The 23298-nt window shown below is 71.4% G+C and carries 18 protein-coding genes; 10 read left to right on the top strand and 8 right to left on the bottom strand.

Going from position 1 to position 23298, the window contains the following annotated elements:
• Nucleotides 1-95 precede the first annotated feature (95 nt).
• From adh to AB0412_RS28335, 3 genes are all read left to right on the top strand, one after another.
• Nucleotides 96-1613, top strand: a complete 1518-nt coding sequence (adh, locus tag AB0412_RS28325; protein ID WP_366405424.1) for an aldehyde dehydrogenase — start codon at nucleotides 96-98, stop codon at nucleotides 1611-1613.
• Nucleotides 1613-2017, top strand: a complete 405-nt coding sequence (locus AB0412_RS28330) for a DUF779 domain-containing protein (RefSeq protein ID WP_366405425.1) — start codon at nucleotides 1613-1615, stop codon at nucleotides 2015-2017. The genes adh and AB0412_RS28330 overlap by 1 nt, the downstream gene beginning before the upstream one ends.
• A gap of 67 nt (nucleotides 2018-2084) precedes the next feature.
• Nucleotides 2085-2642 (top strand): glycoside hydrolase family 25 protein, encoded by a 558-nt coding sequence (locus tag AB0412_RS28335; RefSeq protein WP_366405426.1) that lies wholly within the window; start codon nucleotides 2085-2087, stop codon nucleotides 2640-2642.
• A 15-nt stretch (nucleotides 2643-2657) separates the two neighbouring features.
• Here the strand turns inward: AB0412_RS28335 and AB0412_RS28340 are convergent, their stop codons facing one another.
• From AB0412_RS28340 to AB0412_RS28370, 7 genes are all read right to left on the bottom strand, one after another.
• The gene (locus AB0412_RS28340; RefSeq protein ID WP_366405427.1) at nucleotides 2658-3401 is read right to left on the bottom strand and encodes an NAD(P)-binding domain-containing protein; all 744 of its coding nucleotides are present in this window, start codon (nucleotides 3399-3401) and stop codon (nucleotides 2658-2660) included.
• Nucleotides 3402-3471: 70 nt separating this feature from the next.
• Nucleotides 3472-3684 (bottom strand): EF-hand domain-containing protein, encoded by a 213-nt coding sequence (locus AB0412_RS28345; RefSeq protein ID WP_366405428.1) that lies wholly within the window; start codon nucleotides 3682-3684, stop codon nucleotides 3472-3474.
• Nucleotides 3685-3728: 44 nt separating this feature from the next.
• Nucleotides 3729-4643, bottom strand: coding sequence for a MerR family transcriptional regulator (locus AB0412_RS28350; protein WP_366405429.1), 915 nt, complete (start codon nucleotides 4641-4643; stop codon nucleotides 3729-3731).
• 46 nt (nucleotides 4644-4689) lie between these two features.
• Nucleotides 4690-5298 carry an ATP-binding protein gene (locus tag AB0412_RS28355; RefSeq protein WP_366405430.1) on the bottom strand — a complete coding sequence of 203 codons (609 nt, stop codon included), beginning with the start codon at nucleotides 5296-5298 and terminating at the stop codon, nucleotides 4690-4692.
• Between the two features lie 180 nt (nucleotides 5299-5478).
• On the bottom strand, nucleotides 5479-6246 hold the full coding sequence (locus AB0412_RS28360) for an enoyl-CoA hydratase-related protein (RefSeq protein WP_366405431.1): 768 nt from the start codon (nucleotides 6244-6246) through the stop codon (nucleotides 5479-5481).
• Between the two features lie 78 nt (nucleotides 6247-6324).
• A complete protein-coding gene (locus AB0412_RS28365) occupies nucleotides 6325-7584 on the bottom strand; it encodes an Ig-like domain-containing protein (RefSeq protein ID WP_366405432.1) in 1260 nt (419 codons plus the stop codon).
• A gap of 167 nt (nucleotides 7585-7751) precedes the next feature.
• Complete coding sequence (locus AB0412_RS28370; RefSeq protein ID WP_366405433.1) at nucleotides 7752-8972, bottom strand: Ig-like domain-containing protein; 1221 nt, start codon at nucleotides 8970-8972, stop codon at nucleotides 7752-7754.
• Between the two features lie 207 nt (nucleotides 8973-9179).
• Here AB0412_RS28370 and glgX point away from each other — a divergent pair, with 207 nt between their 5' ends.
• From glgX to AB0412_RS28395, 5 genes are all read left to right on the top strand, one after another.
• On the top strand, nucleotides 9180-11426 hold the full coding sequence (glgX, locus tag AB0412_RS28375) for a glycogen debranching protein GlgX (protein WP_366405434.1): 2247 nt from the start codon (nucleotides 9180-9182) through the stop codon (nucleotides 11424-11426).
• Between the two features lie 75 nt (nucleotides 11427-11501).
• Nucleotides 11502-13292 (top strand): ABC transporter ATP-binding protein, encoded by a 1791-nt coding sequence (locus AB0412_RS28380; protein WP_366405435.1) that lies wholly within the window; start codon nucleotides 11502-11504, stop codon nucleotides 13290-13292.
• Nucleotides 13289-15148 carry an ABC transporter ATP-binding protein gene (locus tag AB0412_RS28385; RefSeq protein WP_366405436.1) on the top strand — a complete coding sequence of 620 codons (1860 nt, stop codon included), beginning with the start codon at nucleotides 13289-13291 and terminating at the stop codon, nucleotides 15146-15148. The genes AB0412_RS28380 and AB0412_RS28385 overlap by 4 nt, the downstream gene beginning before the upstream one ends.
• Nucleotides 15149-15549: 401 nt before the next feature.
• Nucleotides 15550-17598, top strand: a complete 2049-nt coding sequence (locus tag AB0412_RS28390; protein WP_366405437.1) for a M4 family metallopeptidase — start codon at nucleotides 15550-15552, stop codon at nucleotides 17596-17598.
• Nucleotides 17599-17669: 71 nt separating this feature from the next.
• Nucleotides 17670-18188 carry a DUF1990 domain-containing protein gene (locus AB0412_RS28395; RefSeq protein WP_366405438.1) on the top strand — a complete coding sequence of 173 codons (519 nt, stop codon included), beginning with the start codon at nucleotides 17670-17672 and terminating at the stop codon, nucleotides 18186-18188.
• A 34-nt stretch (nucleotides 18189-18222) separates the two neighbouring features.
• Here the strand turns inward: AB0412_RS28395 and AB0412_RS28400 are convergent, their stop codons facing one another.
• A complete protein-coding gene (locus AB0412_RS28400) occupies nucleotides 18223-20841 on the bottom strand; it encodes a glycosyltransferase family 1 protein (protein ID WP_366405439.1) in 2619 nt (872 codons plus the stop codon).
• Between the two features lie 277 nt (nucleotides 20842-21118).
• Between AB0412_RS28400 and AB0412_RS28405 the strand changes: the two genes are divergently transcribed.
• The gene (locus tag AB0412_RS28405; RefSeq protein WP_366405440.1) at nucleotides 21119-22321 is read left to right on the top strand and encodes a S8 family peptidase; all 1203 of its coding nucleotides are present in this window, start codon (nucleotides 21119-21121) and stop codon (nucleotides 22319-22321) included.
• 264 nt (nucleotides 22322-22585) lie between these two features.
• Nucleotides 22586-23298 (top strand): maltotransferase domain-containing protein (locus tag AB0412_RS28410; RefSeq protein WP_366405441.1); only part of this gene is annotated, 713 nt, incomplete at its 3' end.

The following is a 23298-nucleotide window of genomic DNA, read 5'->3' on the forward strand; positions in this document are numbered from 1 at the left end:
CCGCCAACCTCGGGGCGTCACAGTGAGCCGCACCACGACGGCGTGGCCGCCGTCGTACCACGCACCTCACCATCGATCCCCCGAGGAGAGCCGCCATGGTGTACGCGCAGCCCGGCACGGACGGCAGCATCGTCACCTTCGCCCGCCGCTACGACAACTTCATCGGCGGAGACTGGGTCGCCCCCGTCGAGGGCCGCTACTTCGAGAACCCGACCCCCGTCACCGGCAAGGTCATCTGCGAGGTGGCCCGCTCCTCCGCCGCCGACATCGACCTCGCGCTGGACGCCGCGCACGCCGCCGCGCCGACGTGGAGCCGCACCTCCACCACCGAGCGGGCGAACATCCTCAACAAGATCGCCGACCGGATCGAGCAGAACCTCGAGAAGATCGCGGTCGCGGAGACCTGGGAGAACGGCAAGCCGGTGCGCGAGTCGCTGGCCGCCGACATCCCGCTCGCCATCGACCACTTCCGCTACTTCGCCGGGGTGGTGCGTGCCCAGGAGGGCAGCATCGCGGAGATCGACGCGGACACGGTGGCGTACCACTTCCACGAACCGCTGGGCGTGGTCGGCCAGATCATCCCGTGGAACTTCCCCATCCTGATGGCCGCCTGGAAGCTGGCGCCCGCGCTGGCCGCCGGCAACTGCGTGGTCCTCAAGCCCGCCGAGCAGACCCCGGTCAGCCTGCTCTACGTCGTCGAGCTGATCGCCGACCTGCTCCCGCCGGGCGTGCTCAACATCGTCAACGGCTTCGGCGTCGAGGCGGGCAAGCCGCTGGCTTCCAACCCGCGCATCGCCAAGGTGGCCTTCACCGGCGAGACCACGACCGGCCGCCTGATCATGCAGTACGCGAGCGAGAACATCATCCCGGTCACGCTGGAGCTGGGCGGCAAGTCGCCCAACATCTTCCTGCCGGACGTGACGGCCGCCGATGACGACTTCCTGGACAAGGCCGTCGAGGGCTTCGTGATGTTCGCGCTCAACCAGGGCGAGGTGTGCACCTGCCCGTCCCGCGCGCTGATCCACTCCTCGATCTACGACGACTTCATGGCCCGCTGCGTCGAGCGCACCAAGGCCATCGTCAGCGGCAACCCCCTGGACCCGGCGACCATGATCGGCGCGCAGGCCAGCAACGACCAGTACGAGAAGATCCTCTCCTACATCGACATCGGCAAGAAGGAGGGCGCCGAGCTGCTCACCGGCGGCGGTCCGCGCGCCGTGGACGGCCTGGACGGCGGCTACTACATCGAGCCGACGATCTTCCGGGGCACCAACGACATGCGGATCTTCCAGGAGGAGATCTTCGGCCCGGTGGTCTCGGTGACGACGTTCGACTCGGTCGACGAGGCCCTGAAGATCGCCAACGACACGCTGTACGGCCTGGGCGCGGGCGTGTGGACCCGGGACGGCAACACCGCCTACCGGATGGGCCGCGAGATCAAGGCCGGCCGGGTGTGGACCAACTGCTACCACGCCTACCCGGCGCACGCGGCCTTCGGCGGCTACAAGAAGTCCGGGATCGGCCGCGAGAACCACAAGATGATGCTCGACCACTACCAGCAGACGAAGAACCTGCTGGTCAGCTACTCGGCGCAGAAGCTCGGCTTCTTCTGATGGGAGAGCGGGTGACCCGAGTCGAACTGACGGACGCGGCCGAGGACTTGGTGCGACGGCTCACGGAGGCCCACGGCCCCCTGATGTTCCACCAGTCCGGCGGCTGCTGCGACGGCAGCGCGCCCATGTGTTACCCGCGCGGCGAGTTCCGCGTCGGCGCCTCGGACGTCCTGCTCGGGCAGGTCGCCGGTGGCACACCGTTCTGGATGAGCGCCGATCAGTACGCGTACTGGCGCCACACCCACCTCACTGTCGACGTGGTCCCCGGCCGGGGCAGCGGCTTCTCCCTGGAGGCACCCGAGGGCGTCCGCTTCCTGCTCCGCTCCCGGGTCCTGACCGACGGGGAGTTCGCACGCGCCGAGGCGGAGCCGCCGCTTCCCACAGGGGCCGACGTCACGGAATGACACGGTTGCCGCGGAGTGCCGGGGGGAATTGTTCATTCCAGTACTTCCCCGGCACTTCGGGAGCATCATGCTGCGCGGCATCGACGTGAGCTCGTACCAGCCCTCGTCCTACGACACGGACGGCCTCTCCTTCGTCTTCATCAAGGCGACGGAGGGCCGTTCGTACGTCAACCCCCGGCTCTCCGCCCAGACGAAGACGGCCCGCGACGCCGGTCTGGTCGTCGGCTTCTACCACTTCCTCTGGCCGGGCAACCTCACCGCCCAGGCCGAGTACTTCGTCTCCAAGGCCCCGGAACGCCGCGGTGACATCCTCGCCGTCGACTGGGAGACCACGGGCGAGGGCACCCACGCGAGCAACGCGGAGAAGGACCGCTTCATCCGCAAGGTGAAGGAGCTCCGCCCGGACAACCGGGTCATCCTCTACTGCAATCGCGACTTCTGGCTCAACGTCGACACGACCTCCTACGCGGGCGACGCCCTCTGGATCGCCGACTACGTCACCGCGGGCAAGCCCCGCATCAAGGCCAAGTGGCGCTTCCACCAGTACACCGACGACCCGATCGACAAGAACGTCGCGGACTTCTCCAGCAGGACGGCACTGAAGGAGTGGGCCGGCGGCGCGTGAGGGCGGCCCGGCCGGTCAGCCCCGGAAGGCGTCCGTACGCCCGGGTGACGCCTCCGCCAGCGCCTTGGTGACGGCGTCGACGCCGCCCCGCAGCCCGTAGACCGGGGTGCCGGGCTGCTGCCGCCAGGAGTCGTCGATGCCGCCCGAGTCGACCGTGTCGAAGCCGAGCTCGTCGATCAGTTCCCGGACCTTTCGCTTGGCCGCCTCGTCGTCACCGGCCACGGGAAGGGCCATGCGGTCGGGGTCGCCGGCCGGGCGCGCACGATCGAGGATGTCCTGGGCGTAGGTGCCGTTGAACGCCTTGACGACCGCGTGCCCGATCTGCCGTTCCGTCCAGCGGCTCTCGGTGAGGCCCTCGTCCTCGATGCCGGCGATCCGACCGTCCCGCTCCCGCGGGTAGTAGTTCCCGGTGTCGATGACGGCGACGCCGTCCGCGGCCTCGTCGAACAGCCCGGACGGCAGGTCCGCCACGGCCTTGAGCGGCACGGTGACCACCACGACCTCGGCGCCCCGGGCCGCCTCCTCCACCCGTACCGGTGTCGCCCCGGTCTCCTCGGCGAGTTGCGTGAGCGTGTGCGGTCCACGGGAGTTGGCCACGGAGACGTCGTGTCCGAGTGCGGTGAGCCGCCGGGTGAGATTCCCGCCGATGTTGCCCGCGCCGATGATGCCGATCTTCATTCTGACTCGCCTCGCCCTTCTGGGGATCGATGTCTGTTCCGGCGTCTCCGGGAGCCGCCGGTGATCACCACCAACCTTCATGGCGGACGGTCTATTCCGGGCCAGGGCACGCGAAAGGCCCGGTGCTGGGACCGGGCCCTTGCTGTGCGGCTCACTTGTTCAGGTGGGCCCAGAACTCGTCGAAGGACAGGAGCTTGTCGCCGTTCAGATCGCGGCTGGCGATGATGGCCTCGGCGACCGCCTCGGTGACGTTCCAGTCGCCGGCCTGGGCCAGGGCGGTCTTGAACTCGGCGGCGGTGATGAAGCCGTCCCCGTCCGTGTCGATCCGCTCGAACTGCTTGCGCGCTTCTTCGATGTCCGCCACCGATTCGCCCCTCGTCGTGTGCTGTGGTGCTGTCGCAGGTCAGATTAACTGGCCGCCCGTGCCTCCAGTGCGGCGACCACCCACGCGAACTCCGCCTCGTAGGAGGAGGGGGGCTCCACACCGTTCACGATCGCGGAGAGTTCGCGGTAACGGGCGAGGCGGACGTTCGTCCCCGCGACGAGGCGTTCCCGTACGGCGGCGGGGTCGGCGTCCCCGATCAGGCCGCGCAGGGTCTCGGCGGCCCGGGGCGATTCCGGGGCGACGCCCTCCTTCAGGGCGTCGCCCGCGAGCCGGACGAGGCGGCTCATGAACCACAGGGACGTGCCCGCGGGGACGTCCGGGCCCCGGTCGGCCGCGTTGAACTCGATCATCCTGCGCATCGTGGCCCGGAACTCCGGGTCCTGGATCAGCTCGGCCAGCTCCACCCAGGCGTCCACCTGCTCGGGGGTGGGGTCGTCCGGCAGGTCTGCCGCGGCGAAGCGCAGACGCCTGCGGATGTCGGGGTCGGCCGTGTCGATCCCGTCGAAGATCTCCGTCATGAAGTCGTCGATGATGCGGCGGCGTTCGGCTGTGGACAGGCGGGCCAGTCGGTTCATGAGTGTCGTCTCCTCGGCGGTCGAGCCACGTCGTGCCACGGTCGACAGCACCGCGCGGGTCACCTTCAGCGCGCGGATCTGGGCGTCCAGTGCCGCCACGTGGGCCGCTGCGACCTGCGCGACCGTGGTCTCACCGGCCAGGATCCTGCGTACGTCGGTCAGTCCGAGGCCCAGTTCGCGCAGGGTGCGGATCAGCTCCAGACGGGCGACGGATGCGGTGTCGTAGAGCCGGTAGCCGCCGCTGGAGCGGGTCACCGGGGGCAGGGCGCCCTCGTCGGACCAGTAGCGGATGGTGCGCACGGACAGGCCGGTGGCGCGGGCGAGCTCGCCGATGGTGAACAGTCCGGTGCCGTCGTCGTTCATGGCGAGGAGTCTGGGGTCTCCGGCGGGTGGAGACTCAAGGACGCGCTCAGCGTTCCGTCACGCGCATCTCGAACCATGTCGTCTTGCCGCGGGGCAGCAGGTCGACGCCCCAGCGGTCGGCGAGCTTGTCGACGAGGAACAGGCCGCGTCCGCTGATGTCCATGTCCTGGACGGGCATCAGGCAGGGCAGGCCGCGGGAGGGGTCGCGGACCTCGACGCGGATCCAGCCGCGGCGGTGGCGCAGGCGGAGGCCGAAGACGCGGGCGCCGGTGTGGCGTACGGCGTTGCCGACGAGTTCGGAGACCAGCAGGACGGCGTCCTCGGTGGTCCTGGCCGGGAGGCCCCACTGGCGCAGGATCACCACCTGGGCCAGTCGGCGGGCGGTGGCGGCGGACTCCGGACGGGACGGCAGCACGACCTCCGACTCCGTCGGGTTGCCGAACAACTCCAGTGCCTTCAGGGCGCGTTCGTCCTCGACCGTCGGCGACCAGCGCGACGCCGTCGCACGTCCGTCTCCCCGCGGCTGTTCCATACCCTCCAGCCCCGCCATGCCCCCATCATGGCCGTCGGGGGCGTCCTCAGGGGCCGTTCCGGGGGAATACGCCCCCCGTGCGCCCCCGTTCCGCATCGGTCCGCCGTCATATGCCGACGGCATTTCGCGACCGTCGGCAGCCCGCTCGACCTGCGGAAACGGCTCGCTCGGCGGCAATCGACGGGCTCCCTCGACAAGACGGGCTTAAGGCCGCCTTAAGGCTGCCATAAACCGCCCCATCGAGGGACCCGGATCAGACATCGCGTCAATTGCAAGCCCTGCGGCCGGTTTTCACCCGGACCGTCAGAGGAACTTGGCCTTGCCGGGCCCCTCCTCCACGAAGCTGCGCATCCCGCGCTCGCGGTCCTCGGTCGCGAACAGACCCGCGAACCAGTTCCGTTCGACGGCGAGGCCGGTGTCGATGTCCGTCTCCAGACCGGTGTCGACGGACTCCTTGGCCGCGCGCAGCGCGATCGCGGGCCCCTGCGCGAGCTTCGCCGCCCAGGCGTGCGCGGCGGCGTACACCTCGTCGGCGGGCACCACTCGGTCCACCAGGCCGAGTGTCAGCGCCTCGTCGGCCTTGACCTGGCGGCCGGTGAAGATGAGGTCCTTCGCCTTGGACGGGCCGATGAGCCGCGCCAGGCGCTGGGTGCCGCCCGCGCCCGGGATGAGGCCGAGCAGGATCTCCGGCTGGCCGAGCTTGGCGTTCTCGCCGGCGATGCGGTAGTCGGCGCAGAGCGCGAGCTCGCAGCCGCCGCCGAGCGCGTAGCCGGTGACCGCGGCCACCACCGGCTTGGGGATACGGGCCACGGCGGTGAAGGAGTCCTGCAGGGCGCGGGCGCGCTTGACCATCGCGGTGTGGTCCATGGCCTGCATCTCCTTGATGTCCGCGCCGGCCGCGAACACCTTCTCCCCGCCGTAGATCACCACGGCGCGCACGTCGTCGCGGCGCGCGGCCTCCTCGGCGAGCTCCTTCAGCCGGTCCTGCGTGGCGACGTCCAGCGCGTTCATGGGCGGGCGGTCGAGACGCAGCGTGCCGACACCTTCGGCGACTTCGAGATTCACGGTCATGGCAGCAGGTTAACCACGATTAACGTCTGCGGCCCCGGTGCCGTACCTCACACCGGGGCCGTCGTCACGCGGGAAGGGCTACGCCTTCCACTTCTCCCACGACATGTTCCAGCCGTTGAGGCCGTTGTCCGGGGCGATCGTCGCGTCGTTGGAGTTCTTCACGACCACCACGTCGCCGATCATCGAGTTGTTGAAGAACCAGGCCGCCGGTGCCTTCTTGTCCCAGCCGCCGCGCACGTCGCGCAGGCCGACGCAGCCGTGGCTGGCGTTGCGGTTGCCGAAGGCGTCGCCGCCCCAGTAGTTGCCGTGGATGAAGGTGCCGGAGGTGCTCAGCCGCATGGCGTGCGGGACGTCCTTGATGTCGTACTCGCCGCCGTAGCCGACCGTCTCGCCGTTCATCCGGGTGACCGTCAGCTTCTCGCTGATGACCATCTGGCCGTTCCACGTCTCGTAGCCGGGCGCGCCGGTGGTGACCGGGATGGTCTTCACGACCTTGCCCTCGCGCATGACCTTCATCGTGAGCTTCTTGGCGTCGACGACGGAGACCTGGTTGCGGCCGATGGTGAAGGAGATCTTCTTGTCCTGCTCGCCGTAGACGCCGGGGCGGCCCTCGACGCCGTCGAGGTTGAGGTCGACGGTGACCTTGGTGCCGGCCTTCCAGTACTTCTCGGGCCGGAAGTCGAGGCGGTCGTTGCCGAACCAGTGGCCCTCGACCTCGACGGCCGGCTCGGTGGTGACGCGGATGGCCTTCTCGACGTCCTCGGGGTTGGTGATGCCCCGGGTGAAGCGGACGGAGAACGGCATTCCCACGCCGACCTTCGAGCCGTCCTCGGGGGTGAAGCTGCCGATGAAGGTGTTCTGCGGCGTCAGCGTGGTGAAGTCGGCGTCCTCGGCGGCGGTGCGGCCCTCGGAGTCCTTGGCGACCGCGTGCACGGTGTACTTGGTGGAGGCGGCCAGGTGGGTGGACGGCGTCCAGGTGGCGCCGTCGCCGGATATCTCGCCGTCGATCCTCTCGCCGTCCGGGTCCTTGACGACGACCTCGGTCAGCTTGCCCTTGGCGGCGCTCACCTTCAGGGCGCCGCTGGTCTCGACGGACTTCGCGCCGTCCTCGGGCGCGATGGTGATGACCGCCTCGGACTGCTTGCTCTGGGCCGCGGTGGAGTCCTTGCCCTTGCCGTCACCCGAGCCGGAGCCGGAGTCCGTCCCCCCGCCGCCGCAGGCGGTGACCGCCAGCATCACGCCCAGTGCCAGCGCCGCCAGCCTCCTGCCGCCTCGCCGTCCCGCGCCTGCCCTGCCCCGCGCACCGATCGACGCCCCCGATATCGGCCCCACGTTCACGTTGTTCTCCCCTCGGCGGGCCTGGCCGGACCCGCGCCCCCGCGCGCCTCTTCGCGCGCACCGGCGCATCTTAACCGCAGGCCAGGAGCGTTGGGCGGGACGCCAATGTCACCGTTCCGTCCCAACTTCACCTGCGCGCCCGGCCACGGACACCGGCCCTTCGAGGGCTATTTCACCGCGCTGCCCGCCTTCCACTCCTTCCAGCTCATGTTCCAGCCACCGAGCCCGTTGTCCGGGGCGACCGTCCTGTCCTTGCTGTTGACCACCTCGACGACGTCGCCGACGAGACTGCGGTCGAAGAACCAGCCGGCCGGTGCCTCCGCGTTGCCGCCCTTGTCGTCGCGCAACCCGATGCAGCCGTGGCTGACGTTGCGCTCGCCGAACACATCGGTGTCGGCCCAGTAGTTGCCGTGCAGGAAGGTGCCGGAGCTGGTCAGCCGGATGGCGTGCGGCACGTCGGGGATGTCGTACTCGCCGCCGAAGCCGACCGTGCGGCTGTTCATGCGGGTGACCTCGAGCATCTCGGTGATCACCATCTTGCCGTTGTAGGTGGGGGTCTTCTTCGCGCCGGCCGTGATCGGCACGGTGGCGAGCAGTTCGCCGTCCCTGCGGACCTTCATGGTGTGCCGGGAGGCGTCGACGACGGAGACCTGGCTGCGGCCGACGGTGAAGGTGAAGGTGCGGTGCTGCAGGCCGTAGACGCCGGGGGCGCCCTCGACGTCCCTGAGGCGCAGGTCGACGGTGACCTTGGTGCCGGGCTTCCAGTAGTGCTCGGGCCGGAAGTCGAGCCGGGACCTGCCGAACCAGTGCGGGCGGATGTCGACGGCCGGGGTGGAGCGGACCCGGACGGCGCGTTCGACCGCCGCACGGCGCTCGATGTCGCGGTTGAACTCCAGGGAGACGATCATCCCGGTGCCCACGGTGGAACGGTCCTCGGGAGCGACATAGCCGATGAAGCGTTCCTCGGGGACATGGGTGGTGAACGTGGTGTGGCGGGCCGAGCGGCGTCCGGCGCCGTCCACGGCCACCACGTCGACGGTGTACTTCGCGGCCAGTGCCAGCCGCTTCTCGTCGGGCGTCCAGGTCAGCCCGTCGGCGGAGACCCGGCCGGGCACCGGCGACTCCCGCGCGTCCTGCGACTTGACCACCTTCACCGACTCCAGCCGCCCGTCGGGCACCCACACCCGCAGCCGGGTGCCGGGGCGTACGTCCGTGCCGCCGTCCTCGGGAGCCACCCGGATGACGTCCTCGGGCGCCGGTGGCCCGAACGCCCCGCCGATTCCGCCGTCCGAGCTACAGCCGACGGCCCCGGCCAGCAGTCCTGCCCATGTCACTACGGCGGCCAGCGCGGCCCTCGCGCGCCGTGCGCGCCCTTGTACGTGCCTCACACGGTGCTCAACGACGCGGCTCGCCCCCGGGAAACGTCATCGGCCGCCTGGAAACGACCATGCCGCCCCCGGGGGAAACGTGAGTGCGAGGCACGCGCTGGGCAGAACAGTGGGGAGAACGACGCGCAGGGGAGCCGCGGCGGAGCCGAGCACCAGGGCCGCGCCCTCCTGTCCCCCGTCGTTCCACGAGCCGCGGGAGGCTGACAGGTGTCCAGCGCAGCCGAGCAGGAGGCGGTGGCCGGAGAGCGGGCCACCGGGGAGGGGCGCCCGGCCGCCGTCGTGAACGGCGCGCGGCCGGCCCCGCTGCCCACGGTGCCCGTGCGGCCGGGCCGGCCGACGCCGCTGGGTGCCCGGTTCCGGGTGGGACCGGACGGGGTGGCGGGGACGAACTTCGCGCTGTGGGCGGGTGGGGCGGAGGGCGTCGAGCTGTGTCTGTTCGACGAGCGGGGCAAGGAGAGCCGGGCCCGGCTGACCGAGCTGACGCACGAGATCTGGCACGGCTTCGTGCCGGGCGTCATGCCCGGGCAGCGCTACGGCTACCGGGTGCACGGCCGCTGGGACCCGTGGACCGGCGCCCGCTGGAACCCGGCGAAGCTGCTGCTGGATCCGTACGCGCGGGCGGTGGACGGCGACTTCGCGCTGCCCGCGGAGGTGTACGGGCACGTGCGTGACTGGCCGGAGCAGCATGTCGCCGACACCGTGCGCGACGACCGGGACTCCGCGCCGTACGTGCCGAAGGGCGTCGTCGTCCACGACGACGACGACTGGGCGGACGACCACCGGCCGAAGACGCCGTGGGCGGACTCGGTGATCTACGAGCTGCACGTCAAGGGCTTCACGCGACGGCACCCGGGCATACCGGAGGAACTGCGCGGCACCTACGCGGGACTCGCGCACCCGGCGGCCGTCGAGCACCTGGTGCGGCTCGGGGTGACGGCGGTGGAGCTGCTGCCGGTGCACCAGTTCGCGCACGAGGACCATCTGCTGCGCCGGGGGCTGCGCAACTACTGGGGTTACAACTCCATCGGCTACTTCGCCCCGCACGCCGCCTACGCGGCCTCGGGCACGACCGGGCAGCAGGTCGGCGAGTTCAAGCGGATGGTGCGCGCGCTGCACGCGGCCGGCATCGAGGTCATCCTCGACGTGGTCTACAACCACACCGCCGAGGCGAACGAACTCGGGCCCACCCTCTCCCTGAAGGGCATCGACAACCGCGGCTACTACCGCCTCCAGCCGGACGCGCGCAGGTACGCCGACTACACCGGCTGCGGCAACACCCTGCACGTCGTCCAGCCGCACGTGCTGCGCCTGATCACGGACTCGCTGCGCTACTGGGTCACCGAGATGGGCGTCGACGGCTTCCGCTTCGACCTGGCGGCGGCGCTGGCCCGCTCGATGCACGACGTCGACATGCTCTCCCCGTTCCTCGCGGTCATCGCCCAGGACCCGGTGCTGCGCCGGGTGAAGCTCATCGCCGAGCCGTGGGACATCGGCTCGGGCGGCTATCAGGTGGGCGCTTTCCCGCCCCTGTGGACGGAGTGGAACGACCGCTACCGCGACGCCGTACGGGACTTCTGGCGGCATGCCCTGCCGGACGTACGGGAGATGGGCTACCGGCTGTCCGGCTCCAGCGACCTGTACGCCTGGGGCGGGCGGCGCCCGTACGCCTCGGTCAACTTCATCACCGCGCACGACGGGTTCACCCTGCGGGATCTGGTGTCGTACGAGCGCAAGCACAACGAGGCCAACGGCGAGGGCAACCGGGACGGCACGGACGACAACCGCTCCTGGAACTGCGGCGCGGAGGGCGACACCGACGACGCACGGGTCCTGGCGCTGCGGCGCCGCCAGCTGCGCAACCTCCTCACCACGCTGCTGCTGTCGACGGGCGTGCCGATGCTGGTCGCGGGCGACGAGATGGGCCGCACCCAGGGCGGCAACAACAACGCCTACTGCCAGGACAACGAGATCGGCTGGGTGGACTGGAGCCTGCTGGACGACCCCGCCTGGAAGGCGCTGTTCGACCTCACCTCCCGGCTGATCGCCCTGCGCCACCGCCACCCCGTGCTGCGCCGCCGGGCCTTCTTCTCCGGCCGGGCGCACTCCGCGGACGGGCTGCGCGACCTGGCCTGGTTCACCCCGCGGGGCACGGAGATGACCGAGGGCGACTGGTACGCGCCCGCCGCCACACTGGGCATGTACCTCTCCGGGCGGGACATTCCCGGCCGCGACGAGCACGGGGCACAGATCCTCGACGACAGCTTCCTCGCGGTGCTGCACGCCGGGGAGGGCCCGGTGACGTTCCGGCTGCCGGGGCCGCCGTGGGCCGAGCGGTACGAGGTGGTCGTCGACACGGGCCGGGAGGAACAGGCTCAGACGCCGGGCGTGGAGCACCGGGCGGGCACGGACATCACGGTGCCGGGGCGGACGGTGCTGCTGCTGAAGGTGCGTTGAGCCGACTCGGCCCCGCCGGGCGGCGGCCCGAAACTCAGTGGGCAGTGTCAGTGGTGAACCGTAGGCTCGCTGCTGATGCCCACGACACTGTCTCCCTCCGAACCGGCGCAGGACCGCTCGACCGTGCGCACCCTGCTGCGCCTGTGGCCGTACGTACGGCCCGTGCGGGTACGGCTGTTCACCGCGGCGTTCGTCGCGATCCTCGCGTCCTGCATCGGGCTGGCGATCCCGCTCGTCCTGAAGTGGATGGTGGACGGGCCGATCGCCGACCGGGATCCGGCCGGTGTGTGGCTCGGGGCGCTCTATCTGCTGCTGCTCGGGCTCGCGGAGGCGCTGCTGTTCGGCTTCCGGCGCTGGCTGGTGGCGCGTCCGCTGTCGCACGTGGAGGCGGAGATGCGGGCGGATCTGTACGGGCATCTGCAACGGCTGCCGGTGGCCTTCCACGACCGGTGGCCGTCGGGGCAGTTGCTGTCCCGGGGGACGACCGATCTGATGCTGCTGCGGATGTTCCTCGCCTTCCCGCTGACGTTCTTGCTGGTCAACGGGGTGACGATCGTCGTCGGCGTGATCATCATGCTGGTGCAGGACTGGACGCTGGGGCTGGTGATCCTGGTGCCCGCCGTTCCGGTGATGGTCACCTGCGTGGTCTTCGAGAAGAAGTACTCGCGGGCCGCGCGGGCGGCGCAGGACCAGGTGGGTGATCTGACCACGGTGGTCGAGGAGAGCGTGCTCGGCATCCGCGTCATCAAGGGGTTCGGGCGGCACCGGAGTCAGGCGCGGGCGTTCCGGGCGCTGTCGGGGAGGCTGCGGGGGACGGAGCTGCGCAAGGCGCGGCTGCTGGCGACGATCCTGGGCGTCATCGTGACGCTGCCGGAGGTGGCGATCGGGGCGGCGCTGGTCCTCGGGTGCGTGCGGGTGGCGGACGGGGAGTTGTCGGCGGGGACGCTGGTGGCGTTTCTGTCGACGGCGCTCGCTCTGCGATGGCCTGTGGACTCGATCGGGTTCCTGCTGGCGATGAGTCAGGAGGCGGCGACGGCGACGGAGCGGTACTTCGAGGTGATGGATGCGGTGCCGGAGTCGGGGGCGGCCGGGGGTGGGTCGCGCCGCCCCGTGCCCCGGGTCGAAGGGCTGCGGTTCGAGAACGTCACCTTCCGCTATCCCGACGCCCCGCCCGGCTCCCCTCCCGTTCTCGATCGCATCGATCTCCACGTCCGGCCCGGTGAGTCCATGGCCCTCGTCGGGGCGACCGGCAGCGGGAAGACGACCCTCACCGCGCTCGTCCCGCGGCTGCACGAGGTGACCTCGGGGCGGATCACCCTCGACGGTGTCGACATCACCGCGATGTCCCGAAAGGAGCTGCGCTCCCGCGTCGCCGTCGCCTTCGAGGAGCCGACGCTCTTCTCCGCCACCGTCAGGGAGAACGTGCTGATGGGCGCCGACGAGGACGAGTTGGAGCGGGCGCTCGGGGTCGCGCAGGCCGACTTCGTCCACGCCCTGCCCGACGGCGTCGACACCCAGGTCGGCGAGCAGGGGCTCAGCCTCTCCGGTGGGCAGCGGCAGCGGCTCGCGCTGGCGCGGGCCGTGGTCGGGCGGCCCGACTTCCTCGTGCTGGACGACCCGCTGTCCGCCCTCGACGTGCACACGGAGGCCGCGGTGGAGGCGGCCCTGCGCCGGGTGCTCGCGGACACGACGGCGCTCATCGTGGCCCACCGGCCGTCGACCGTGCTGCTGGCGGACCGTGTCGCCCTGCTGTCCGGCGGCCGGATCACGGCCGTCGGCACCCATCACGAACTGCTGCGCGGCAACCCGGAGTACGCCCACCTCATGGCCGCCGACCCGGCGGGGGAAAGGGAGGTCAAGCGATGACGGCGGCCACCACCGCGCCCGCCCGGGACGACCACGAGGAGGACGACGGCCGGCCGGCGCGGACCGGCGACCCCTTCGACCGGGACGTGCTGCCCACTCCCCCCGGTGCCACCGGCGCCCTGCTGCGGTCGCTGCTCTCGCCGATGCGCGGCCGGGTCGCCGTCACCGCGCTGTTGCTGCTGTTCCAGCAGGCGGCCGTGCAGGCGGGCCCGCTGCTGGTGGCGTACGCCATCGACCGTGCCGTACCGGCGTTCCGGGCCGACGACAACGGGCCGCTGATCGCGGTCGCCGTGGGCTATCTGCTGTGCGCGGCGGCGGCCGGCGCGTTGCAGTACGCGTTCGTCACCGCCTCCGCGCGGGTCAGCCAGGACGTGCTGCTGGATCTGCGCGGGCGGATCTTCCGCCATGCGCAGACGCTGAGCATCGACTTCCACGAGCGGTACACCTCGGGCCGGCTCATCTCCCGCTCCACCACCGATGTCGAGTCGCTGCGCGAGCTGCTGGAGGAGGGCCTGCAGGAGCTGGTGACGGTCGTGCTGTCCTGCGTGTACATCTCGGTGCTGCTGCTGTGGCTGGATCTCGGGCTCGGCGCGGTGGCGGTGGCGTCGTTCGTGCCGCTGTACGCGCTGGTGCGCTCGTACCAGCGGCGGGCGCGGCGGGTGTACCGGAAGCGGTCGACGGCGATCGCCGCGGTGATCGTGAAGTTCGTGGAGACGATGAACGGCATCCGGCCGGTGCGCGCCTTCCGCCGGGAGGCCGCCAACGACGCCGCCTTCCGGGTGCTGAACCGGCGGCACGAGCGGACCAACGGCGACGCGCTGCTGGAGATGGCCCGCTATGTCGTCGGCTCCCGGGTCATCGCGAACACCACCGTGGCGCTGGTGGTGCTGTGGGGCGCCTACCGGGTGGCGGACGCGTCGCTGGCGCTCGGTGTGCTGGCGGCGGCGGTGCTGTATCTGCGGCGGCTGTACGACCCGATCGACCGGCTGGGGATGTTCCTCAACTCGTACCAGTCGGCGGCGGCCTCCCTGGAGAAGATCGCCGGGCTGCTGGCGCAGACCCCGTCCGTGCCCGAGCCGTCGGCGCCCCGGGAGCTTCCGGAGCGGCGGTCCGGGCAGCCGGGCCGTGAGGTCGTCTTCGACTCCGTGCGGTTCGCGTACCGCACGGGCGGTGAGGTGCTGCCCCGCTTCGATCTGACCCTACCGGCCGGGCAGACCGTCGCGGTGGTCGGCTCGACCGGCGCGGGCAAGTCGACGCTGGCCAAGCTGCTCGCCCGGTTCTACGACCCGACCGACGGGCGGGTGCTGCTGGACGGCGTCGACCTGCGCGAGCTGGCCGCGCCCGAACTGCGGCGCGGGGTGGTGATGGTGACGCAGGAGGCGTTCCTGTTCTCCGGCACGGTCGCCGAGAACATCGCCCTCGGCCGCCCGGACGCCACCCGTGAGCAGATCGAGCAGGCCGCGAAGGAGATCGGCGCGCACGACTTCATCTCCTCCCTCCCCGACGGCTACGACACCGACGTACGCAAACGCGGCGGCCGCATCTCGGCCGGGCAGCGCCAACTGGTGTCGTTCGCCCGCGCGTTGCTCGCCGACCCGGCGGTGCTGATCCTGGACGAGGCGACGAGCTCGCTGGACATCCCCGGGGAGCGTGCGGTGCAGCGGGCGATGGCCACGGTGCTGAAGGGGCGCACGGCGGTGGTGATCGCGCACCGTCTGTCGACGGTGGAGATCGCGGACCGGGTGCTGGTGATGGAGCACGGCCGGATCGTGGAGGACGGCACCCCGGACGAACTCATCGCGGGCACCGGCCGGTTCGCGGACCTGCACCGGGCGTGGCGGGACAGTCTGGCCTGACGGCGACGGGGGCGACCGGTGATCGACGCGTACGAGGGCCCCGGCACGCCCGACTGCCGGGGCGGGGCGCGGTATCCGTGGTGGCTGGTCCACGGGTACCGGCCGACCAACCACTGACGATCTCCGGAAACAGTCCGTATATCGAACTCGAACTCCCGGACAACGAACCGTTTCCGGCCAATCTTCTGACGCGCTCCTGACAGAAACCGCGATCACCTGCCACTCTTCCCACGGCCGCTGCACAGCAACCCCACTGCGTCAGTCCACCGCTGTGCCGCCGCCAGAGCGCTCCCGCACAGCAGCACGCGGTTTTGAGGAACCGCCTTGTTCTGCCCGGACGGCCACTCGCCGACCGGTCTCCCCTGGCCGCGTGATCCGCGGTCGTGCAGAAGGAGTCAGTGTTGAGAAGCAGGTCCTCCCACAGACGCACCCCCCACACCCCCCACCGTCGCGCCGCCGCGGTCGCCCTCGCCGGGGTCGCCGCGCTGGTCGCCACGGCCGTGCAGTCCGGCAGTGCCACCGCCGCCCCGGACCAGGCACCCTCGGCCGCGAGCGCCGCGAAGCCGGGCTCTGAGTCGGTCAGGCTCACCCCCGCCCAGCGCGCCGAGCTGATCCGCGAGGCCGACGCCACCAAGGCGGACACCGCGAAGGACCTCGGCCTCGGCGCCAAGGAGAAGCTCGTCGTCCGTGACGTCCTCAAGGACCGCGACGGCACCGTGCACGTCCGCTACGAGCGCACCTACGACGGACTGCCCGTCCTCGGCGGCGACCTGGTCGTCCAGGGCGACAGGGCCGGCGAGACGGACAAGGTCGTTAGGGCCACCAAGGCGAAGGTGACGCCCGCGACCACCGCCGCGAAGGTGCCGGCCGCCACGGCCGAACGGCAGGCGCTGTCCGCCGCGAAGGCCGACGACGCCAAGAGCCCCGGCATCGACCGCGCCCCGCGCAAGGTGGTCTGGGCGGCCGACGGCAAGCCGGTCGTGGCGTACGAGACGGTCGTCGGCGGACTCCAGCACGACGGCACCCCGCAGGAGCTGCACGTCGTCACCGACGCCACCACCGGCGAGAAGCTGTACGAGTGGCAGGCCGTGCACAACGGCACCGGCCACACCGTCTACAGCGGCACCGTCGAGCTGACCACCACCCAGTCGGGCTCGACGTACAACCTGACCGACGGGGCGCGCGGCAACCACAAGACCTACAACCTCAACCGCGGCACCTCCGGCACCGGAACCCTGTTCTCCGGCCCCGACGACGTGTGGGGCAACGGCAGCCCGTCCAACCTGGAGTCGGCCGCCGCCGACGCCCACTACGGGGCCGCGCTGACCTGGGACTACTACAAGAACGTGCACGGCCGCAGCGGTATCCGCGGCGACGGCGTGGGCGCCTACTCCCGGGTCCACTACGGCAACAACTACGTCAACGCCTTCTGGTCCGACAGCTGCTTCTGCATGACCTACGGCGACGGCTCCGGCAACGCCAACCCGCTCACCTCGATCGACGTGGCCGCCCACGAGATGACCCACGGCCTCACCTCGAACACCGCGGGCCTGGTCTACAGCGGCGAGTCCGGCGGCCTCAACGAGGCGACCAGCGACATCTTCGGCTCGACGGTCGAGTTCTACGCGAACAACTCCTCCGACGTCGGTGACTACCTCATCGGCGAGGAGATCGACATCAACGGCGACGGCACCCCGTTGCGGTACATGGACAAGCCGAGCAAGGACGGGGCGTCCAAGGACGCCTGGTACTCCGGCATCGGCAACATCGACGTGCACTACTCGTCGGGCCCCGCGAACCACTTCTTCTACCTGCTGAGCGAGGGCAGTGGCACCAAGACCATCAACGGTGTCACCTACGACTCCCCCACCTCGGACGGGCTTCCGGTCACCGGCATCGGCCGCGCGAAGGCGGAGAAGATCTGGTTCCGCGCGCTGACCACCAAGTTCACCTCGACCACCAACTACGCGGGCGCCCGCACCGGCACCCTCGCGGCGGCCGGTGAGCTGTACGGCACGGACAGCGCCGAGTACAAGGCGGTCCAGGACGCCTGGGCGGGCGTCAACGTGGGCTCGCGCTCCGGCGGCGGTGGCGGCGGCGGTACGTCCTTCGAGAACACCGCCGACGTGGCGATCCCGGACCGGGGCGCGGCGGTCACCTCGTCGGTCACCGTCTCCGGCCGTACCGGCAACGCGCCGTCCAACCTCCAGGTCGCCGTGGACATCGTCCACACCTACATCGGTGACCTGCGGGTGCAGCTGGTCGCCCCCGACGGCACGGCGTACACGCTGAAGAACTACGGCACCGGCGGCAGCGCGGACAACCTGAACACGACGTACACGGTGAACGCCTCCTCCGAGGCCGCCAACGGCGTCTGGCACCTGCGGGTGCAGGACAACGCGGCCCGCGACACCGGCTACATCAACAGCTGGAAGCTCACCTTCCCGTAAACACCCGTGAGCGACACGAGCGGCGCCCCGCCTTCCCCGAAGGCGCGGGCGCCGCTCTAGTCTTGGGTCCCATGTCTTCGGCGGACTTCACCTACGACCACGTCGGCGCGACCCGGGATGCGGGGTTCTGCCCGCCGGGCTTCCGGCCGATGCACGTCCGCACCCGGCTGGGCGAGGGCGAGGAGGTGTTCCGCCGGGCCGCCGAGGCGGTGCTCACCTGGGAGATGCACCGGGAGCTGGGCGTGGGGGTCGACGCCGCGGCCGACCGCGCAGCCCCCGGCGTCGACGTCACCATCACCCTCGCCGGTGTGGTGAGAGCACCGTGCCGGGTGGTGTGGACGGTGGAGGAGTCCCGCCGGGCCGGCTGGGCGTACGGCACCCTGGCCGGCCACCCCGAGTGCGGCGAGGAGTCCTTCGTCGTGGACCGCACGGGCGACGGCACGGTCTGGCTGACCATAGAGGCGTTCAGCAGGCCGGCCCGCTGGTACACCCGCGCGGGCGGCCCGGCGACGAGGGCCTTCCAGACCGCCTACGCCCACCGCTGCGGCAAGACCCTCCGCCGCCTGGCCACCACCGGCATCAAGGACTGAGTACCGGCCCTCAACGCCTCAGCACCTCAGCACCTCACCGCATCAGCAGCCCCGCCCCCTCCGTCACCTCCTCCGACGGAACGGCCAGCAGGCCCAGTTCCGCGCCGGACGCCAGCAGGCGGTGGGTGGGCAGGATGCGGACCGTGTAGCCGAAGGGGCCCGTGCGGTCCAGGGCGAGGGGGCCCTCGTAGACCCAGCGGCCCTCCTGGTCCGGCGCGCCGGCCGGCTTCAGCGGGACGGGCGTGCCGTCGGTGATGCGGTCCTCCTCGTCCACGCGCCCGGCGACCGCCTGGACCTCCACGTCGTCCGGGCCCAGGTCGCCCAGGCCGACCCGGACCCGCAGAGCGAGGGTGGAGCCGAGTTCCGCGGTGGGCGGTGCCGCCGAGGTCTCCACGTGGTCGACGGTCACACCGTGCCAGGCGGAGCGCACCCGCGCCTTCCACTCGGCGAGTTCCCGCGCGGAGTCGGGGTCCATGGCGCGATGGGCGTGCGCGGCGGGCGCGTACAGCCGCTCCACGTACTCGCGGACCATGCGCCCGGCCAGCACCTTCGGTCCGAGCAGGCTCAGCGTGCGGCGCACCATCTCGATCCACCGGTCGGGCAGCCCGCTGTCCCCGCGCTCGTAGAAGCGGGGCGTGATCCGCTGCTCCAGCAGGTCGTACAGCGCGGCGGACTCTATGGCGTCGCGCCGGTCGGGGTCGGTGCCCGCGCCGTCGGCCGTGGGAATGGCCCAGCCGAAGTCGGGCTGGAACCACTCGTCCCACCAGCCGTCCAGCACCGACAGGTTGAGGCAGCCGTTGAGCGCCGCCTTCATCCCGCTGGTGCCGCACGCCTCCAGCGGCCTGAGCGGGTTGTTGAGCCAGATGTCGCAGCCGGGGTACAGCTTCTGCGCCATCGCCATGCCGTAGTCGGGCAGGAAGACGATACGGTGGCGCACCCGCGGGTCGTCGGCGAAGCGGACCAGTTCCTGGATGAGCCGCTTGCCGCCGTCGTCCGCCGGGTGCGCCTTGCCGGCGACGACGATCTGCACCGGCCGCTCGGGGTGCAGCAGCAGGTCCATCAGCCGGTCCTTGTCGCGCAGCATCAGCGTCAGCCGCTTGTACGACGGGACGCGCCGCGCGAAGCCGATGGTCAGCACGTCCGGGTCGAGGACGCCGTCGATCCAGCCCAGCTCGGCCGTCCCGGCGCCGCGCTGCCGCCAGGAGGCCCGCAGCCGTTCGCGCACCTCCATCACCAGCAGCTCGCGCAGATTGCGGCGCAGGTCCCAGATGTCCTGGTCGGGGATGTCCGCGACGGAGTCCCAGCGGTCGGAGTCGCCGACGCTCAGCGCCTCCTCGGCGCGCTGGGTGCCGATCTGCCGGGCGCCGAGCCGGAACACCTCGGGGGCGACCCAGGTGGGGGCGTGCACCCCGTTGGTGACGGAGGTGATGGGCACCTCCTCCGGGTCGAATCCCGGCCAGAGCCCGGCGAACATCTCCCGGCTGACCTGGCCGTGCAGCAGGGAGACGCCGTTGGCGCGCTGGGCGAGGCGCAGGCCCATCACGGCCATGTTGAACAGGTTGGGCTCGCCGCCCGGGTAGCTCTCCATGCCGAGCCGCAGGATGCGGTCGACCTCCATGTGGGGCAGCTCGGCGCCGGGCCCGAAGTGGCGGGCGACCAGCTCGCGGTCGAAGCGGTCGATGCCGGCCGGCACGGGGGTGTGGGTGGTGAACACCGTGCCCGCCCGGACCGCCTCCAGCGCGGAGTCGAAGTCCAGCCCCTGCGTGCGCAGTTCGGCGATGCGCTCCAGGCCGAGGAAGCCGGCGTGGCCCTCGTTGGTGTGGAACACCTCCGGTTCGGGGTGCCCGGTGAGGCGGCAGTAGGCGCGCACGGCCCGGACGCCTCCTATGCCGAGCAGCATCTCCTGGAGCAGCCGGTGTTCACTGCCGCCGCCGTAGAGCCGGTCGGTCACCTGGCGTTCGCCGAGGTCGTTCTCCTCGACGTCGGAGTCCAGCAGCAGCAGCGGGACGCGGCCGACCTGGGCGAGCCAGATCCGGGCGTGCAGCAGCCGGCCGCCGGGCAGGGCCAGCGGGACGTGGGCGGGGGTGCCGTCGGGTTCCTCGAGCTGGACGAGGGGCAGCTCGTGCGGGTCGAGGACCGGGTAGTGCTCCTGCTGCCAGCCGTCCCGGGACAGGGACTGGCGGAAGTAGCCGTGCCGGTAGAGCAGGCCGACGCCGATGAGCGGGACGCCGAGGTCGCTGGCGGCCTTCAGGTGGTCGCCGGCGAGGATGCCGAGGCCGCCGGAGTACTGCGGCAGCGCGGCCGTGATGCCGAACTCGGGCGAGAAGTAGGCGACGGCGGAGGGCAGCCGGTCGGTCTGGGCCTGGTACCAGCGGTCGCCGGTCATGTAGTCGTCGAGGTCGCGCACGACCGCGCCGAGCCGGTCGAGGAAGGGGCGGTCGGCGGCCAGTTCGGCGAGCCGGGCGGGTGGCACGCTGCCCAGCAGCCGCACCGGGTCGCGGCCGGCGGCGGCCCAGCGCTCGGGGTCGACGGACTCGAACAGGTCCCGGGTCTCGGCGTGCCAGGACCAGCGCAGGTTGCGGGCCAGATCGCTCAGGGGCCGGAGGGGTTCGGGGAGAACGGGTCGGACGGTGAATCGACGGATCGCCTTCACATTCCACCTCGGCGCGTTCGCTGGAATGGACGCGGTGTGTGCCGCGCCGTCCCTGACGACGGTACCGGTGGAGGTGCCGCCCTCGCCGGGTGCTTGACCCGCATGCCTCCATTCGCCCTGAACGGCGTACGGCAGGCACATCCTGATATGGCTGATTCCGCCCTCATAGGCGTCCTTGTGGCCCTTGCCTCCCCGCGAGAGGCTGCCCTGGCGGTGTACCGGCCCGCGAGGTTTCCGACAGGGCCGTACGCCCGAGTCGAGGAGGGGAACGCGGACCATGGCACGGACGCGAACAGGGCGTCTGCGCCGGGTGGGGGGCATCACGGCGGTTCTGTCCGCCGCGGCGGTCGCAGCCGCCACCCTGCCCGCGCACGCCGCACCGGAGGGGCGAATACTCGGCGCCGGGGCACCGGGCTCGGTGACCGGCAGCTATCTCGTGACACTGAAGGAGGGGACGGGGGCCCGCTCGGCGGCCGCACAGGATCTGGCCGAGCGCTACGGGGCGAGAATCAGCCATACCTACGGCACGGTCCTGAACGGCTACGCGATACGGGCCGGCGCCGCACAGGCCAGACGGCTCGCGGCCGACCCGCGGGTCGCCTCGGTCGTCCAGGACACCCGGGTCACGCTGGACCACACCCAGACCAATCCGCCGAACTGGGGCCTGGACCGCATCGACCAGCGCAGCCTGCCGCTGAACAAGCGCTACACCTGGCCGGAGTCCGCGGGCGCGGGCGTCACGGTCTATGTGATCGACACCGGCATCCGCACCTCGCACAAGGACTTCGCGGGCCGGGCGGTGCACGGCTGGGACTTCGTGCAGAACGACCGGACCGCCCAGGACGGCAACGGACACGGCACCCATGTCGCCGGGATCGTCGCCGGAAAGAGCTACGGCGTCGCCAAGAAGGCGAAGGTCGTCTCCGTCCGCGTCCTGGACGACGCCGGCTCGGGCACCACCGCCCAGGTGATCGCGGGCATCGACTGGGTGACCCGGCACGCGAGGAAGCCGGCCGTGGCCAATCTCAGCCTGGGCGGCTTCTACAACGCCCAGCTGAACGCGGCCGTCCGCACGTCCATCGCCTCCGGTGTCACCTACACGGTCGCCGCGGGCAACGAAGGCATGCCGGCCGCGCTGTACTCGCCCGCGGGCGTGAAACAGGCGATCACGGTCGGCGCGACTGACCGGCAGGACAAGAAACCGGCCTTTTCCAACTTCGGCTCGGCCCTCGACCTGTTCGCCCCGGGAGTGGCGATCACCTCGGCGTCCGCGGCGAGCAACACCGGCCGGGTCACCTACTCGGGTACGTCCATGGCGGCCCCGCACGCGGCGGGCGCGGCAGCGCTGTATCTCGCCGACCACCGGCGGGCGACCCCGGCACAGGTGGCGAACGCGCTGGTCAAGGGCGCGGTGAGTGGGAAGGTGGCGGGCCGCGGGCTCGGTTCGCCGAACCGGCTGCTCCAGGTACCGCGGTCGTAGCTGCGCCGCTGACGGTCCCCGCGTCGGCGGTGCGCGTGAGCCGGCGACCGGGCGTGGGAGCGAGCCCACCGAGGACCGGCCCCGTCCCTCACGGACGGGGCCGGTCTTGTGTGTCGACATACGCGTGAGTAGTTAACAAAGTGCCGGATTGCCCACCCGAACAGTGTGGGAAGGCTCCTGCGGGTACACCCCACAGCAAGACACCGCAGGACCCACCTCCCCACAGTCATCCGCCCACCCTCGTTGACGCGGACAGGAGCGGTCATGCCCGCCAAGCACCACTCGTCATCCCCCCCGCCGTCCGGCCGCAGGGCCTCTTCCCGGCACGGCACCGCGGCCCCCGCCGCCGTGCGCCCGGTCGACGCCGGCCCCCCGCCCGCCCCGGAACCACCGTCCGCGACCCCCGCCACCTCGGTGGGGCGCATACCCGTCCTCGACGTCCGCCCGATGGTCCGGCAGGGCCGCAGGCCCGCCAAGGCCGTCCCCGGCGAGACGTTCGAGATCTCGGCCACCGTGTTCCGTGAGGGGCACGACGCGGTCGCCGCCAATGTCGTCCTGAAGGACCCCCGGGGCCGGCCCGGCCCGTTCACGCCGATGCGGGAGCTGGCGCCCGGCACGGACCGGTGGGGAGCCACCGTCACCGCCGGTGAGCCAGGGCTGTGGACCTACAGCGTGGAGGCGTGGGGCGATCCCGTCTCCACCTGGCGGCACCACGCGCAGATCAAGATTCCGGCCGGTATGGACACGGAGGTGGTCCTGGAGGAGGGTGCCCGGCTGTACGAGCGGGCGGCCACCGGGGTGCCCGACTCGGACGGCAGGGAGGTGCTGCTGGCGGCGGTGGACGCCCTGCGCGACGAGCACCGCCCGGCGGCCACCCGTCTGGCGGCGGCGTTGACGCCGGAGGTGGACGCGGTGCTGGCCCGGCATCCGCTGCGGGAGCTGGTCACCAGCAGTGACCCGCTGCCCCTGCTGGTCGA

It is taken from the genome of Streptomyces sp. NPDC052012 (assembly GCF_040689265.1).
Lineage (GTDB): Bacteria > Actinomycetota > Actinomycetes > Streptomycetales > Streptomycetaceae > Streptomyces.